Origin of the sequence: Acidovorax sp. Leaf160 (assembly GCF_001424265.1) — a bacterium.
Taxonomy (GTDB): Bacteria; Pseudomonadota; Gammaproteobacteria; order Burkholderiales; family Burkholderiaceae_C; genus Paracidovorax.
In genome coordinates, this window is the sequence record NZ_LMOV01000028.1 from 21,276 (window position 1) to 35,205 (window position 13,930).

The following is a 13,930-nucleotide window of genomic DNA, read 5'->3' on the forward strand; positions in this document are numbered from 1 at the left end:
TCCGGCACCGGGCACCCGGTTCCGGTGCCGCCGTCCCGCCCCTCCAACCGCTCTCAGGACACGTTCATGCTATCGACCTGGATCCGCCTCACCTGCTGCGGCCTGCTTGCCCTCCCGGCCTCCCTGTCCCTGGCCCAGCCCGCCTCCACCTCGTCACCTGCGGGTGAGTCCGTCATGTGGATTACCCCCAGCATCGGGGGCATGGCCCTGTGCGACAAGGCCATGGACGATCCCAAGATCACCGATCTGGCGGTCGCCGACCAGGAGTGCCGCAAGCGCAAGGCCGACGGCGCCGTGGCGGCCGTCACACGCCTGCTCGACACCCTGGAGCCCGGAGGACCGCAGGGCCGGGTCCAGGTCGGATACACCGCCACGCTGCAGCTGCTGGACCTCTACCGCAAGACGCCCAAGGGCTGGGAGATCGACCAGGAGCGGCTGAACAGCATCTTTCGCACCATCGAGAAAATCAAGCGTCCCGTGGTGCTGTACCTGTCCTCCAGCCATTTCGACTCCCAGGGTCCGATCACGGAGGAACTGATCAAGGATCCGCGCAACCTGCTGCAGCTGAAGAACGGCAAACCGCTGGAGCTGGGGTACTTCGGCTACCGGATCGTGCCCTACACGCTGCTGGCCGATCCGACCATTCCGGTCAATCGCTACCGTTTCGAAGCGGTGCGGCACGTTGCGAAGCGCATCAAGGCGATGCCCGAGGCAGTACGCAAGCGCGTCATCGCGATCACGCTGGCCGGCGAGCTGCATCACCTCTTTCCCGACTTCGAACACGGCATGGGAGCGTATGCCGACATCCAGGTGACCGACTACAGCCCAGGCTCGGTGGCGGGCTTTCGCAGCTGGCTGCAGAAGAAATACGGCACCGTCAGCGCCATGCAGGAAAAGACCGGGCTGGCCTACGCCTCGTTCGACGTGATCCAGCCGCCTGCGAAAGACATTCGCAAGGAAACCCTCTCTACCTTCGGGGACCACTACGACGCCTTCGCGGACGGCACGCTGCCTTTCACCGGCTGGCTCTGGGACCCGCTCAAGAAGGTCACCCGGCTCGATCTCTACGTGGACGGCAAGCTTCTGGCGGAGGTGCCCTACGGCATGAACCGCCTGGACGTCTACCGCGCGGAGGCTTCCATCACCAGCCCCAACACCGGCTTCCGCTACGACCTCGACTACAGCCAGATGCGTGTGGGCAAGCACCGCGTGCAGGTGGTGGCCATGTCCGGCGGCAGCCGCTACCTGGTCGGCGAGCGCGACTTCGTGATCGTGCCGCGCGACCAGAGCAGCGTCCCGAACACGACCCCGGTGTCCGTCAACGGCCTGAAGGGCGTGGACAAGGTCGAAGGCGTGCGGTCCTGGCTGGATCTGCCCAAGTCGCTGCAGGACGTCTATTTCAACCCCCTGGCGCGGGACTGGAATGCGTACCGCGAGGTGCAGGTTCGAGACTTCACGCAAGCCTTCCACGACGTCGCGCTGAAAGCCGGACTGCCCCGCGACAAGCTCTACTCGCACCAGATCGTGCCCCAGGTCAATTCCACCTGGAACCCACAGCTCTTCGCAGCAGATCTGAGCCTGGCCGCCGACGTGCCATGGAAACAAGGCCTGAACATGTACGGCGGCGCCACCGACAGCGCCTGGATGCGCAAATTCCTGGCAGATCGCAAGATCAGCGACTACGGCGTGCCGGAGTTCAACCCCCAGCAGTGGAAGACCCCAGGCGTGCATCTGGCCGCCTTGCAGAGCCACTTGAAAGGCGGCGCGCGGTTCGTGAGCCCCTATTACTTCTCGATCATTCCCGATAAGTTCAAGGCGGGCGTGGAACACAGCGTGAATCGCATGGAGATCGGCCCGACGAATCCCAAGGACGGGTCGGACGCTCTCTACCAGGCCATCATCGAATTCGCGCGTCAATGACCACCCCTCCGGCACCGCCGGTCGCCCACGGCGAGCCCCTGGCCCGCCGCATGCCCGCCCTGGACGCCCTGCGCGGACTGGCGGTGGTGCTGGTGCTGATCTACCACCTGCACGAATACGTTCCCCTGCTGTGGGGCGGTCGCACCGCCTTTCCCATCGGAGGTACAGCGTCCCGCTCGCTGGGCTTTCTCTGGATCGGGGTGGACCTTTTTTATGTGCTGAGCGGGTTCTTCATCGGGATGGCGGTGCTGCGCCCCCGTGACTGGCAGCCGATGGCCTTCATCCGGGGCCGTCTGACACGCATCCTGCCGGCCTACTACGTGTCCCTGGTGCTGATCGTCGCCGTGCTGGAGCCGGCCCTGGCATCGCAGCTCAAAGGCTGGATCAACATCCTGCTGCATGTGCTCATGCTGCACTCGCTGCAGGAATGGACGATGTTCTCGATCAACGGGCCCTACTGGACCCTGGGCATCGAGTTCGGGTTCTACCTGCTGATGCTGGCGCTGGGGCCGGTGCTGCGGCTGCGCCGCGGCTGGATCGTTCTGGTCCTCATGTGCGCGGTCTGCTTTCTGTGGCGGGTCAACCTGCTGGTCGGCGTGGCGCCCGGGCAGCGATTCTTCTGGGGCGTGCAGATCTTCGGCATGCTCGATGAGTTCGCGCTCGGCATCGCCCTGGCCATGCTGCACCACCGGGGCTGGTTGGACCGGCTGGCGGACAGGCCGATCCGGGCCGGCGGCCTGCTGCTCGTGCTGGGCTGCCTGCTGATTGCGGGCTGCTTCTGGTACTTCCTCACCATGACCATCGACTACTGGTCCAATCCGTGGACGGTGCTCTTTTCCCGCACGGTGCTGTGCCTGGGCTTCTCCCTGTGGATCGCCGCATTCCTGGTGTTGTCGCGCGAACGCTGGTTCAACCGCTGCGCCCAGGCAACGGGCCTGCCCTGGATCGGCAAGGTCAGCTTCAGCGTCTATCTCTACCACGTCCCCGTGATCCTGGTGATGCACCGGGCTGCGGAAACCTGGCTGCCCGGCCCCGGCTGGATGGCTTCGGTCGTGGCCATCACGCTGCTCGTGTCCTATGCCAGCCACCGCTGGGTCGAACAGCGCTGGCATCGAAGTGCCTGAATTACCAACCGCGAGGCGTGCTGCGCCCCCCACGACATCCTCCATGCTTGCTCTCGACCAATGGCCCGCTGCGGCCGCGCGCGCTATCCACGGCGTATTCACCGACATCGACGACACCCTGACGACCGAAGGCGTCATCACCCGCGACGTGATCGACGCCATGGCCTCGCTGCGCGCGGCCGGCGTGCTGGTGATTCCCATCACCGGCCGCCCGATCGGCTGGTGCCAGCCGTGGATGGACGCGCCGCCCGGCGCGGCCTTGCCGGTCGATGTCATGGTGGCGGAGAACGGAGCGGTCGCGTTCTCCCGCGCAGGGGTCGGTGGGCAGGCTGCGCTGGCAGGACAAGGTGCCACGCACGCCGCAGGGCCATCGGCAGGCGGGGGCGGCCTGGTCAAGCTCTACCAGCAAGACGGCGCGACGCGGCAGGCCAACCAGTCCCTGCTGCCGCGCATCGCTGCCCGCGTGATGACCGAAGTGCCCGGCGTGGAATTGAGCCGCGACAGTGCCGGCCGTGAAACCGACATCGCCTTCGACTACGCCGAGTTTGCGCGCCACCCGCCCGAGGTGGTGGACCGGGTGCTGCAGGTGCTGCGCGACGAAGGCATGCGCACCACCGTCAGCAGCATCCACATCCACGGCTGCTTCGGCGACTTCGACAAGTGGCAGGGGGCTCGCTGGATCGTGCGCGAGCTGTTGCAGCGCAACCTGGCGGATGAGCTCGACCGCTGGGTGTTCGTCGGGGATTCCGGCAACGACCAGCCGATGTTCCAGCATTTCATCCACAGCGTCGGCGTGGCCAACATCGCTCACGTCGCCGACCGGCTGACGCATCTGCCCCGCTACATCACGCAGCAGGCGCGCGGGGCCGGCTTCTGCGAAGTGGCGCAGGCGATTCTGGCTGCGCGCTGACAGGCGCTCCCCGCGCCCGCGACCGACCGTGCGGCCAGGTATGCCGTTCGTCGCGGCTTGATGCAACTCTGACGCAGACAGTTGCGCCAGAGGGGCCTGAGCTGCGCTAGAGTTCCGTATGGACCCGATCAACACCCTCAGACAATGGCAGGCCTTTGACCGTTCGCGCCCGACCCTGCCCGGCGAAACTCTCCTGGTGGCCGGCGTCGGCCTGGCACTCATTGCCGTGTCGTTGCGCTCCGAACATCGCGGCACGGCCGCGGTGCAGGCGGCGGCTGGCGGCGCCCTGCTGCTGCGCGCGGCCCGGGGCTGCGAATATCTGACCCAGCTGCCCCAGCCCCGCCCTGCGCCCGCGTGGGACGCGCACCTCGAAGACGCGCGCGCGTTGGGCCTGGACTGAACCCCTCCGCTCTGGCTGGGCGTGCCGCCTTGCCGGCTGCAACGCACCTGCGCGAGCAAAAGCATGCAGGCGCCTCCTGCATAAGCTATCTGCGCCAGCGTGGCGGGCGCCGCTGCACGCGCCCTGTGGGCACCGCCGTGCCATCGGCATGGCTGCATGAGGTCTTCTGATGGGGTGGTCGCCGCAGCGGGCCCTGTCGGCGGCGTCCTCTGCCCCCAGCCGTCAGCGGTCAGCGCGGAGCGCTCAGCGCCCAGGGAAACTCAGATCCCACGGGGCATTCGCACTCGCAAACGCCCGCCTCGCTTGCCATGCCATCGATAGCCCGCCCAGCCCGGCGGCTCAGGACGCCTTGGCCAGTCCCAGCTTCTCGACCAGCGCCTTCTCGCGCGCGAAGGTCGTTTCGGCAAACTTCTGATAGGCCGACGTGCTCATGTAGATGGGCACCATGTCGTAGCGGGCCAGAGCGGCGCGGTAGCTCTCCTGCTCCATGGCCTGCTTGAAGGCATCGTGCAGCCGGCGAACCACATCGGGCGGCGTGCCCCGGGGAGCGCCCAGGCCGAACGGCGAGTTCTGCACCACGTCGATGCCCAGCTCTTTGAGCGTGGGTGCATCCGGAAACTTGGCCAGCCGCTCTGCGCCCCAGGTGTTAAGCACCCGCAGCTTGCCGGCTTCGACCTGTGGGGCGAAGCCGGTGGAATCGGCAGCCGCCATCAGTTGGCCGCCCAGCGTGGCCTGCATCAGGTCGGCACTGCCCTTGTAGGGGATGTGCAGCAGCTCGATGCCCAGTTGCTGCGCAATGAGTTCCATCGTCAGGTGCGGGCTGGTCAGCGTTCCGGTGGAGCCATAGCTGAGCTTGCCGGGGTTGGCCTTCGCGTAGGCCACGAAGTCAGCCCAGGTCTTGAACGGGGAGTTGGCAGGAACGACCACGCCGAAGGCGTAGCCCGTCAGATTCAGCACATAGCTGATGTCCTTGACCGGGTCCCAGTTGATCTTGGTGGTGTAGGGCAGCCGGAACACGCCCAGCGGGATCTGCGCCACGGTGTAGCCGTCGGGTGCCGAGGTCTGCAGCGCCTGCGCGGGCAAGGTGCCGCCCGCACCCGGCTTGTTGTCGATGATGACCGGCTGGCCCAGCACCTTGCCTGCCTCCTCCGCCAGCATCCGCATGGTGATGTCGGTGGGGCCGCCCGCCGGGAACGCGACGATCAGCTTGATGGACTTGGTCGGGAAGGCCTGCGCGCGAGCGACGAAGGCAGGAGCGGCCAGGCTGGCGGCGGCCAGTTGCACGAGTTGGCGACGATGCATGGATGCGGAATTCCTTGTGGAAAATGGCGGAAAGAGATCCATCCATTGCACCGTATTGCCGCGGTGTTTCGCACACCGTAAACCCTGGCACCTGTCCCGAACGTGTCAGCGGTGCAGGCAGCCGATCGCAACCGTTCGCTCCCCATCCCCCATCCAGCCTCGGCCCAACGCTATTAACTCAGGAGCAAAGAAGAGACGCGCGCCGTGCAGAATCCGCTCCGGCATGGGGTCTTTGGGGCGGGCCGGCGCGCGTTCCTACAACCCCCGCCGGAAGGTGCCGACAGTTTGGCTCCGCGTCACCACCTAACTTCGCCACACGGGCTCAGAGGCGTCGAACGCAAGCCCTCCCCACCCGCCCGCCCTCCCCCGCCCCGTTTCCTGAAAGGAAGCTCCCATGTTGTCGCACCGTGTCGCGCCCACCGCCATGGGGCTGCTGCTTGTGTTCGTCGGGCTGGTCGTGGGCACGGGCGGCGTCTGGCTGATGGCGCTGGGCGGTTCGTGGTACTACCTGCCTTCGGGCCTCCTGATGGTCCTGACCGGCCTGCTGCTGCTGCAGGGCAGCCCTTCGGCGCTCTGGGTCCATGCCGCTCTGCTTGCGATCACCCTGGCCTGGTCGCTGTGGGAGACGGGCTGGGATGGCTGGGCGCTGGTCGCCCGGGGCAACGTGGTGTGGCTGATGGGGCTGGCGATGCTGACCCCATGGTTCCTGCGGGGCCTGGACGCGCCCACGCCGCCCATGGCCCGCAAGGGCCTGGGCACCGCACTGGCCAGCTTTGCCCTCGTGGGGGTGACGGCCACGCTGGCACCCGCAGTTGGGTCCGACCGCCTGGCCCACGCGCCTGGTACGGCGGCCCAGTCCGCTGCGTCGGCACACGCCGGCCTGGCCCTGACCGGACAGACCGCCCCCGCTGCGCTCTTCCAGGATGGCTGGGAGCGGGTCGCCCCGACGCGCCATGCCGATCTGCAGGCCGCAGAGCCTGAGCTGTCCTCGCCGCTCGCCGAACCTTCGCACTGCCCTGGGGCCTTGCTCATCCCTACCTCGCAGGGGCGCCTGGTCGCTTTCAATGCGGCCGACGACGCGGGCTGCAGCGGTTTCGGCAATGAAGATTCCAGCGATGGCGACGGCGTGGACGTCATCGAATTCCCGCCCTTCCGCGGCTTCATCGACAACGTCAACTGGCGTGCAGCAGCGCAGGCGCTGCACCGCAACATCGAAGCGCATCCTGCCCTCCTGCTCAATCCCTCCCAGGAGCGGGCATCCATCGCGCAGGCAGCTGACCGTACCACCCCCGACCTTCCCGCCGAGCGCAGGCCCATGACCGGCGCCGCGATGTGGGGCGTGACGCTGCTCGACCAGCTTGCCTGCCGCATCGCCTTCGAGACGCTGCGGTTCGAAGGCCGCTTCACCCGGCCCATGGCCCTGGGTCTGTCGCTGCAGACGCCCCAACTGGGCGGACGCGAGCTGGTGGTTTCCGGCCCGGCCATGTTGATGTTCACGGCCGAGGTGGTGGCATTGCCGCCCGGCATGGCGCGTCGTGCGGAGCTGCTGGCCGAGGCGGATGGAGGAGATGCGTTGGATGGCCTGCGCCATGCGGCGCTGGTGGATTCTTCCGGCGCTGCTGCGCCCTCGGGCGCCCCACTGGGCACCGGGGATTCAGGCGCGGACACCACGCTGTACGCCGTGCGCCTGCAACCTTTTCTTTCCCCCATCGGCCTGCCCTGCCAGGCGCCGCCCTGGCAGTTGCAGCCAGCGCCCGGCGCGCTGCAAGCCATGAAGCCTGCCCCGCTCATGCCAGCTTCGCCTTTCTACACACGGTCGGGCCAGCCGATGGCGGCCGCGCCATCGGACGCGTCTGCCCTTTAATCAGAGCGGGCGAACGAAGGGTTGAGATTTCGCACGATGGCGCGAACGGCTTTGCGGCTGGGCCTTCTCCATCGCTGCGCAGCGTGCTGTGCATTCACGGCCCACGCGGAGCCTCGCTGGACTCGAGCGTGTCCATCTGCAACGGCTGCGCGTCGCAGCCCGTGCCGGCCGCGATCCAGCGCCGCGCCAGCGCCTTCAGCCATCGCAGGGCCCACGGGCGCCGCAAGCCGGTGCCTCGCGCCGGATCGCTGAGCAATCCACACCAGTAGCGCTGCGCTTCCTCGTCCCAGCGCAACACCGCGCAAGGCCCGCGCCGCTTGCGCGAGACGATCATGCCTGCCGGGCAGGGCTCCGCGAGGCAGCACAGGCCGCAGCCGTTGCAGGGTTCGCCCGGTGCCGGTTGCCGGGGGGCGCCCACCCGCCATTGCACAGGTTGCCAGCCCCCGGAAGAAGGCTGGGCGTGACCGATGGAGGCATCGTCATGCATGGCGAGGCGGAGAGCAAAGCGGCAGGGAAGAGCAACGCGAGGACGTCTGGTCGCTGAGGACTTGTGCGCCCCACGCAAAGCCGAGGGGAAGCTTCAGCTTTGCGGGATGCCTAGCGGTCCTGAGCAGCACGTTCGGACACCCGGACACTCAGGGCTGCCGGGCTCGGATGTACGTCCTTCGGCGGGCGGCCTGCTGCGCGAAGCTGGCGCCGCAGGACCGGCTTCGTTCCGCGCCGGCATGCAGCTCGGTGCCCAGCTGCAGGCAGTGCAGCAGCCGGGCACAGGCGATCAATGCTGCAGGATCTTGTTGAGGAATTCCTTGGTGCGTGGCTGGCGCGCGTCCGGGTTGCCGAAGAAGTCTTCCTTCGTGCAGTCCTCCAGGATCTTGCCGCCCACGTCCATGAAGATCACGCGGTGGCCGACCTTGCGGGCGAATCCCATTTCGTGGGTCACGCACATCATGGTCATGCCTTCGTTGGCCAGGCCCACCATCACGTCGAGCACTTCGCCCACCATTTCGGGGTCGAGCGCGGACGTGGGTTCGTCGAACAGCATCACGATGGGGTCCATCGACAGGGCGCGGGCAATGGCCACGCGCTGCTGCTGGCCGCCCGACAGCTGGCCCGGGAACTTGTCCTTGTGCGCCGACAGGCCCACGCGGTCCAGCATCTTCAGGCCGCGCACCTTGGCGTCGTCGGCGCTGCGGCCCAGCACCTTCACTTGCGCGATGGTGAGGTTCTCGGTCACCGACAGGTGCGGGAACAGCTCGAAATGCTGGAACACCATGCCGACTTGGCTGCGCAGCTTGGGCAGGTTGGTCTTGGGATCGTGCACGGCCACGCCGTTGACCCAGATCTCGCCCTTCTGCACCGGCTCCAGCGCGTTGACGGTCTTGATCAGCGTGGACTTGCCGGAGCCCGACGGGCCGCAGACCACGACCACTTCACCCTTCTTGATGGTGGTGGAGCAGTCGTTGAGCACCTGGAAGCTGCCATACCACTTGGAAACGTTCTTGAGTTCAATCATTTGCTTTATTCCTCACTCGCTCGAATCACTCTCGTGTGTTCGCTCGGCTTTCGTTGGGGGTTCGTGGAGGGGCTCAACGGATGATGGCGATCTTGCGGTGCAGCCGCTTGACGAACCACGATAGCGCAAAGCACATCACGAAATACACGACCGCGGCCAGCAGGTACGCCTCGATGGGCCGTCCGTAGTTTTTGCCTGCCGTCTCGAAGCCCTTGAGCATGTCGTAGGCGCCGATGGCATAGACCAGCGACGTGTCCTGGAACAGGATGATGGTCTGCGTCAGCAGCACCGGCAGCATGTTGCGGAAGGCCTGCGGCAGGATCACGTACTTCATGTTCTGGCCATAGGTCATGCCCATGGCCTGGCCGGCGAACACCTGGCCGCGCGAGATCGACTGGATGCCCGCGCGCATGATCTCGCTGAAGTAGGCCGCCTCGAAGGCGACGAAGGTGATCACCGCGGACATCTCCGCGCCGATGGGCTTGCCGATCAGGAACGGCACCAGCAGGAAGAACCACAGGATCACCATCACCAGCGGAATGCTGCGCATGCCGTTGACGTAGATGGTGGCGGGCACGTCCAGCCACTTCTTGCCCGACAGGCGCATCAGCGCCAGCACGGTGCCCAGCAGAATGCCGCCGATGGTGGCCACGATGGTCAGCACGATGCTGAAGTAGAACCCCTTCAGGACGAACTTGCTGATGATGTCCCAGCTGTAGAAGGAGAAGTCGAGATTCATCATGTCAGTGGCCCCCTGCGCCGCTGGACGCGATGAAGCCAGGCACCCGCGAGCGCTTCTCGATGAACGCCATGATGCGGTTGATGGCGAAGGCCGAGATGATGTAGAGGCCCGTCACCGCCAGGTAGATCTCGATGCCGCGCGAGGTTTCCTCCTGCGCCTGCATGGCGAACATGGTCAGTTCGGCCACCGATACGGCGAACGCGACGGACGAGTTCTTGAAGATGTTCATCGTCTCGCTGGTGAGCGGCGGAATGATGATGCGGAACGCCATGGGCAGCAGCACGTAGCGGTAGTACTGCACCGTGGTGAAGCCCATCGCCATGCCCGCGTAGCGTTGACCACGCGGCAGCGCCTGGATACCGGCGCGCACCTGTTCGGCGATACGCGCCGAAGTGAAGAAGCCGAGCGCCAGCACCACCAGCACGAAGCCGGAGACACCCTTCATCGCAGGAAACACCGCCGGCACCACGTGGTACCAGAGGAAGATCTGCACCAGCAGCGGGATGTTGCGGAACAGCTCCACCCATGCGTTGCCGAAGCCGACCAGAAACTTGTTGTCCGGCAGCGTGCGAATCGTGCCGATGATGGAGCCGGAGACGAGGGCGATCACCAGCGCGAGCAGGGCGACGGACACCGTCCAGCCCCATGCAGAGAGCATCCACTGCAGGTACGTCGGGTACTCACCGCCCGGATCCTGCAGGAACACCTGCCAATCCCAATTCGATCCCATGGGAATTCCTTCTTTGAATGGTTTTGTCTTCCACCGTGCCCCGCCAGCCAGCTGGCCTGCTTACAAAAAACGCCCACTCGCGTGGGCGTTCTTGGCGGGGACGGGCACCGGGGGTGCTCAGTCCTTCAGCGTGTACTCTTCAGCAGGCTTGTCGTTCGGGTTGGCCCAGGCTGCCTTGGTGGCTTCGCTGGCTGGCAGGCCGATCTTCACGTTGTTCGGCGGGATGGGCTGCATGAACCACTTGTCGTAGAGCTTGGCCATTTCGCCGGACTTCATCATGCCCTTGATGCTGTCGTCCACCACCTTCTTGAAGGCGGGGTCGTCCTTGCGGATCATGATGGCGATGGGTTCCACGCTCAGCGTTTCGCCGACGATCTTGAAATCGGCCGGGCTCTTCGACTTGGCGATGTTGGACGCCAGGATGGAGCCGTCCATGATGAAGGCGTCAGCGCGGCCCGATTCCAGCAGCAGGAAGCTGTCGGAGTGGTCCTTGCCGAACACTTCCTTGAACGACAGGCCGTCGGCGCGCTTGTTCTTGCGCAGCGTCTGCACGGACGTGGTGCCCGTGGTGGTGGCCAGGGTCTTGCCGTTCAGGTCCTTGATGCTGGCGATGCCGGAGTTGGCCTTCACCGCCATGCGGACTTCTTCCACGTAGGTGGTCACGGCGAAGGCCACGTCCTTCTGGCGCGCCTGGTTGTTGGTCGTCGAGCCGCACTCGATGTCCACCGTGCCGTTCTGCACGAGGGGGATGCGGTTCTGCGACGTGACGGGCTGGTACTTGGTTTCCAGCTTGGCCAGGCCCAGGTGCTTTTGCACATCGGCGATGACCTTGGCGCACACGTCGTAGTGGAAGCCGGTGTACTTGCCGTCGCCGAGGGTAAAGGAGAGGCCCGAGGATTCGCGCACGCCTTCCGTGATCGTGCCGGACGCCTTGACCTTCGCCAGCGTGTCGCCGGCCTGTGCAAAGGCGCTGCCTGCGGCCAAAGCGGTAATGGCCACAGCCAACAGATGTTTCTTCATGGATATCTCCTTAACTTGCGAACACAAAACAGAGGCTTTCATTCTAGAGGTCGGTTTCCAGCGGGCAACCCGCATAAACCAGCCTCCCGAACAGGGGTGCCCGGCCATCACTCAGCCGGTCAGAACGGAACTTGGTCCGTCGGGTATTTCCAGAAATCGCGCAGCAAATAGCTGACCGGCAGATTCAATGCGCGGTTGTAGGGGGCAATGGGCTGCGCGAACCATTTGTCATAGATGGAGTAGATCTCGCGGCTGGTGATCAGCCGGCGCATTTCGTCGTCTACCAGTTTCTTGAATTCCGGGTCGTCCTTGGACAGCATGATGGCCAGGGGCTCGGTGGTGACGAAACGCCCCACCACCTTCAGCGACTGGGGGTCCGGCCGCTGGGCCGCCAGGCCGAACAGCAGCACGTCGTCCATGACGAACGCGTCAGCCTCGCCCTTGTCCACCATCTCCACCGCCTTGCCGTGCTCGGGTGCCTCGAGCAAGGTGACGGCCATGTGCCGTTCGCGGATCAGTTGCTGCATGGCCTTGAGCGGGGTCGTGCCCTGGGTGGACACCACCTTGCGGCCCTCCAGATCTTCCAGCCGGTCGACCGGGCTGGCGCGCCGCACCAGCAGGCGTGCGCCGGTGATGAAGTGGGGAATGGTGAAAGCCACCGCCTGCCGGCGCTCGGCGTTGTTGGTCGTGGAACCGCATTCCAGATCGGCCTGGCCCTTGCGGATCGCATCGATGCGCGTGGCGGGGGTCACCTGCAGGAATTCGACCGGCATGTCTTTCATGCCTGTCTTCCTGCGCACCACTCCGGCGATGCGCAGGCACAGATCCATGGCGTAGCCCATGGGCTTGCCCGCCTGCACGTACGAGAACGGAACCGCCATTTCACGGTGCGCGATCACCAGCTTGCCGCCGCCTTGCACCTTGGCAAGCACCCCTTGCGCGGAAGCACCCAGCGCGCAGCCGAGTGCAAGCACCGTGCCGCCAAAGAGTTTCCAGAACGTGAGATTCATGAAAGGGGTTTCGAGATGTGAAGGTGCCAGCAGAAAGCAATCTCTGCGCCAGTTATGGGAGGCTGCGGCAGATTGCCGGGGTGCTTCATCGCGGAGCCGACTGTAAGTGCGGCGGGGCGCAGTTTCCAATGCCAATTGCGAGCCAATGTTATGCGCAACCCACATACTTCGGGTTAACCCGGGGCATAACCTTGCACCTGAGCAGAAGGGTCATTCCGCTGCGCGGAAGACAACGAACCGCAACGGAGGGTTACGAACGATTGCCGTCGGTGGTCAGCGTCTGCAGATAGGTCCAAAGAGACTGCGCCATGCCCTTAGGCTGCTCTTTCGCCGATGGTTTCTCGCGGTAGGCGCGCACCTCCATCACCATTTGCAGATCGTCCACCCCCGGCGGTGCGGCGCTGACCAGCCGGCGCGAGCGCAATTCCTTTTTCACGGCGCTGTGCGGAAGGAAAGCCACGCCATGGCCTTCCAGCGCCATGGCCTTGAGGCCCTCGGCCATGTCGGTTTCATAGACCCGGTCGAGGTGGATGGCCGCACTCGACTGCTTGAGGATCAGTTCCGTCACGCGGCCCAGGTAGGCCCCGGGCGCATAGCCCAGGTAGGGCAGTGGCTGCCCGGGCCGGCCCGGCAGGCTGAAGAGCGGCTGCCCGTCCGTGCCCGCCTTGGCATAGGGCGAGATCACCTCCTGCCCCAGCGTGACCATCTCGTAGCGGTCGGCATCCAGCTGGAAGGGCTGCGAAGGGTGGTGGTAGGCGATCAGCACATCGCAGCCGCCTTCCACCAGCCGCAGCACCGCGTCGTGCACGTTGAGCGCGATCAGCCGGCTTTTCAGCGGCCCGAACTTGTCGCGCAGCCCCGACACCCAGGCCGGGAAAAAGGTGAAGGCCAGCGTGTGCGGTACCGCGAACTCGATCATGTCCTTGCCGGCACTGGTGTGCGCACGCAGCATCGCGCGGGTGTTCTGCAGCGCCTGCAGCATTTCCAGCGACTGGTCGTAGAGCGTCTTGCCAGCCGGGGTCAGCCGCGTGGGGTAGGAGCTGCGATCCACCAGATCGGTGCCAGCCCAGGCTTCGAGCGCCTGGATGCGACGTGAGAAGGCCGGCTGCGTCACATGCCGCAGTTGCGCCGACCGGCTGAAGCTGCGGGTTTCCGCCAGACTGACGAAGTCTTCGAGCCACTTGGTTTCCATGGCGCGCATTATGTTCGCGCGGGTACCCCCGGCAAACCGATGCTGCAGTGCGGGAACACCCCACGCGGCGGCACGCACCTTTGGTTGCAGAATGGCGCTGGCGCCCACCGCGCCGCTTTGTTGTCCACGCCGCCGGTCCACGACACCGGCTGGCAGAGCGACCGTGTTGCTTGCCGCCTTGCTGCGCTCTGCGTTTGTCCGAC

Annotated in this window: 13 protein-coding genes; 5 read left to right on the plus strand and 8 right to left on the minus strand. The window is 65.7% G+C overall.

From position 1 onward, the window contains the following. Nucleotides 1–66: 66 nt before the first annotated feature. From ASF94_RS18475 to ASF94_RS18490, 4 genes are all read left to right on the plus strand, one after another. On the plus strand, nt 67–1,920 hold the full coding sequence (locus ASF94_RS18475; RefSeq protein WP_056670564.1) for a hypothetical protein: 1,854 nt from the start codon (nt 67–69) through the stop codon (nt 1,918–1,920). Then, complete coding sequence (locus tag ASF94_RS18480) at nt 1,917–3,044, plus strand: acyltransferase (RefSeq protein WP_056670021.1); 1,128 nt, start codon at nt 1,917–1,919, stop codon at nt 3,042–3,044. The genes ASF94_RS18475 and ASF94_RS18480 overlap by 4 nt, the downstream gene beginning before the upstream one ends. A 43-nt stretch (nt 3,045–3,087) precedes the next feature. Beyond that, complete coding sequence (locus tag ASF94_RS18485; protein WP_056670024.1) at nt 3,088–3,954, plus strand: HAD hydrolase family protein; 867 nt, start codon at nt 3,088–3,090, stop codon at nt 3,952–3,954. Between the two features lie 118 nt (nt 3,955–4,072). Next, nucleotides 4,073–4,354 (plus strand): hypothetical protein, encoded by a 282-nt coding sequence (locus ASF94_RS18490; protein WP_056670027.1) that lies wholly within the window; start codon nt 4,073–4,075, stop codon nt 4,352–4,354. Between the two features lie 339 nt (nt 4,355–4,693). On the opposite strand, the gene ASF94_RS18495 is transcribed toward ASF94_RS18490, so the two are convergent. Next, entirely contained in the window at nt 4,694–5,656 is a 963-nt protein-coding gene (locus ASF94_RS18495) for a tripartite tricarboxylate transporter substrate binding protein (RefSeq protein ID WP_056670030.1), read from the minus strand. Between the two features lie 394 nt (nt 5,657–6,050). On the opposite strand from ASF94_RS18495, the gene ASF94_RS18500 reads away from it, so the two are divergent. Further along, nucleotides 6,051–7,520, plus strand: coding sequence for a hypothetical protein (locus ASF94_RS18500; RefSeq protein ID WP_056670033.1), 1,470 nt, complete (start codon nt 6,051–6,053; stop codon nt 7,518–7,520). A gap of 94 nt (nt 7,521–7,614) precedes the next feature. On the opposite strand, the gene ASF94_RS18505 is transcribed toward ASF94_RS18500, so the two are convergent. From ASF94_RS18505 to ASF94_RS18535, 7 genes are all read right to left on the minus strand, one after another. Then, nucleotides 7,615–8,007 (minus strand): hypothetical protein, encoded by a 393-nt coding sequence (locus tag ASF94_RS18505; RefSeq protein WP_235505430.1) that lies wholly within the window; start codon nt 8,005–8,007, stop codon nt 7,615–7,617. 288 nt (nt 8,008–8,295) lie between these two features. Continuing rightward, nucleotides 8,296–9,033 carry an amino acid ABC transporter ATP-binding protein gene (locus ASF94_RS18510; RefSeq protein WP_056670037.1) on the minus strand — a complete coding sequence of 246 codons (738 nt, stop codon included), beginning with the start codon at nt 9,031–9,033 and terminating at the stop codon, nt 8,296–8,298. A gap of 73 nt (nt 9,034–9,106) precedes the next feature. After that, a complete protein-coding gene (locus ASF94_RS18515; protein ID WP_200933146.1) occupies nt 9,107–9,775 on the minus strand; it encodes an amino acid ABC transporter permease in 669 nt (222 codons plus the stop codon). Nucleotide 9,776: 1 nt separating this feature from the next. Further along, on the minus strand, nt 9,777–10,505 hold the full coding sequence (locus ASF94_RS18520; RefSeq protein WP_056670040.1) for an amino acid ABC transporter permease: 729 nt from the start codon (nt 10,503–10,505) through the stop codon (nt 9,777–9,779). A 117-nt stretch (nt 10,506–10,622) separates the two neighbouring features. Beyond that, the gene (locus ASF94_RS18525; protein ID WP_056670044.1) at nt 10,623–11,525 is read right to left on the minus strand and encodes a transporter substrate-binding domain-containing protein; all 903 of its coding nucleotides are present in this window, start codon (nt 11,523–11,525) and stop codon (nt 10,623–10,625) included. Between the two features lie 119 nt (nt 11,526–11,644). Next, nucleotides 11,645–12,535 (minus strand): amino acid ABC transporter substrate-binding protein, encoded by an 891-nt coding sequence (locus ASF94_RS18530; RefSeq protein WP_056670046.1) that lies wholly within the window; start codon nt 12,533–12,535, stop codon nt 11,645–11,647. A gap of 250 nt (nt 12,536–12,785) precedes the next feature. After that, nucleotides 12,786–13,727 (minus strand): LysR family transcriptional regulator, encoded by a 942-nt coding sequence (locus ASF94_RS18535; RefSeq protein WP_200933148.1) that lies wholly within the window; start codon nt 13,725–13,727, stop codon nt 12,786–12,788. Between the last annotated feature and the right edge of the window lie 203 nt (nt 13,728–13,930).

What these genes read in the sequence shown, in the direction of transcription:
- ASF94_RS18475 (WP_056670564.1), top strand. Translation starts at nt 67, where the DNA reads ATGCTATCGACCTGGATCCGCCTCACCTGCTGCGGCCTGCTTGCCCTC.
- ASF94_RS18480 (WP_056670021.1), top strand. Translation starts at nt 1,917, where the DNA reads ATGACCACCCCTCCGGCACCGCCGGTCGCCCACGGCGAGCCCCTGGCC.
- ASF94_RS18485 (WP_056670024.1), top strand. Translation starts at nt 3,088, where the DNA reads ATGCTTGCTCTCGACCAATGGCCCGCTGCGGCCGCGCGCGCTATCCAC.
- ASF94_RS18490 (WP_056670027.1), top strand. Translation starts at nt 4,073, where the DNA reads ATGGACCCGATCAACACCCTCAGACAATGGCAGGCCTTTGACCGTTCG.
- ASF94_RS18495 (WP_056670030.1), bottom strand. Translation starts at nt 5,656, where the DNA reads ATGCATCGTCGCCAACTCGTGCAACTGGCCGCCGCCAGCCTGGCCGCT.
- ASF94_RS18500 (WP_056670033.1), top strand. Translation starts at nt 6,051, where the DNA reads ATGTTGTCGCACCGTGTCGCGCCCACCGCCATGGGGCTGCTGCTTGTG.
- ASF94_RS18505 (WP_235505430.1), bottom strand. Translation starts at nt 8,007, where the DNA reads ATGCATGACGATGCCTCCATCGGTCACGCCCAGCCTTCTTCCGGGGGC.
- ASF94_RS18510 (WP_056670037.1), bottom strand. Translation starts at nt 9,033, where the DNA reads ATGATTGAACTCAAGAACGTTTCCAAGTGGTATGGCAGCTTCCAGGTG.
- ASF94_RS18515 (WP_200933146.1), bottom strand. Translation starts at nt 9,775, where the DNA reads ATGATGAATCTCGACTTCTCCTTCTACAGCTGGGACATCATCAGCAAG.
- ASF94_RS18520 (WP_056670040.1), bottom strand. Translation starts at nt 10,505, where the DNA reads ATGGGATCGAATTGGGATTGGCAGGTGTTCCTGCAGGATCCGGGCGGT.
- ASF94_RS18525 (WP_056670044.1), bottom strand. Translation starts at nt 11,525, where the DNA reads ATGAAGAAACATCTGTTGGCTGTGGCCATTACCGCTTTGGCCGCAGGC.
- ASF94_RS18530 (WP_056670046.1), bottom strand. Translation starts at nt 12,535, where the DNA reads ATGAATCTCACGTTCTGGAAACTCTTTGGCGGCACGGTGCTTGCACTC.
- ASF94_RS18535 (WP_200933148.1), bottom strand. Translation starts at nt 13,727, where the DNA reads ATGGAAACCAAGTGGCTCGAAGACTTCGTCAGTCTGGCGGAAACCCGC.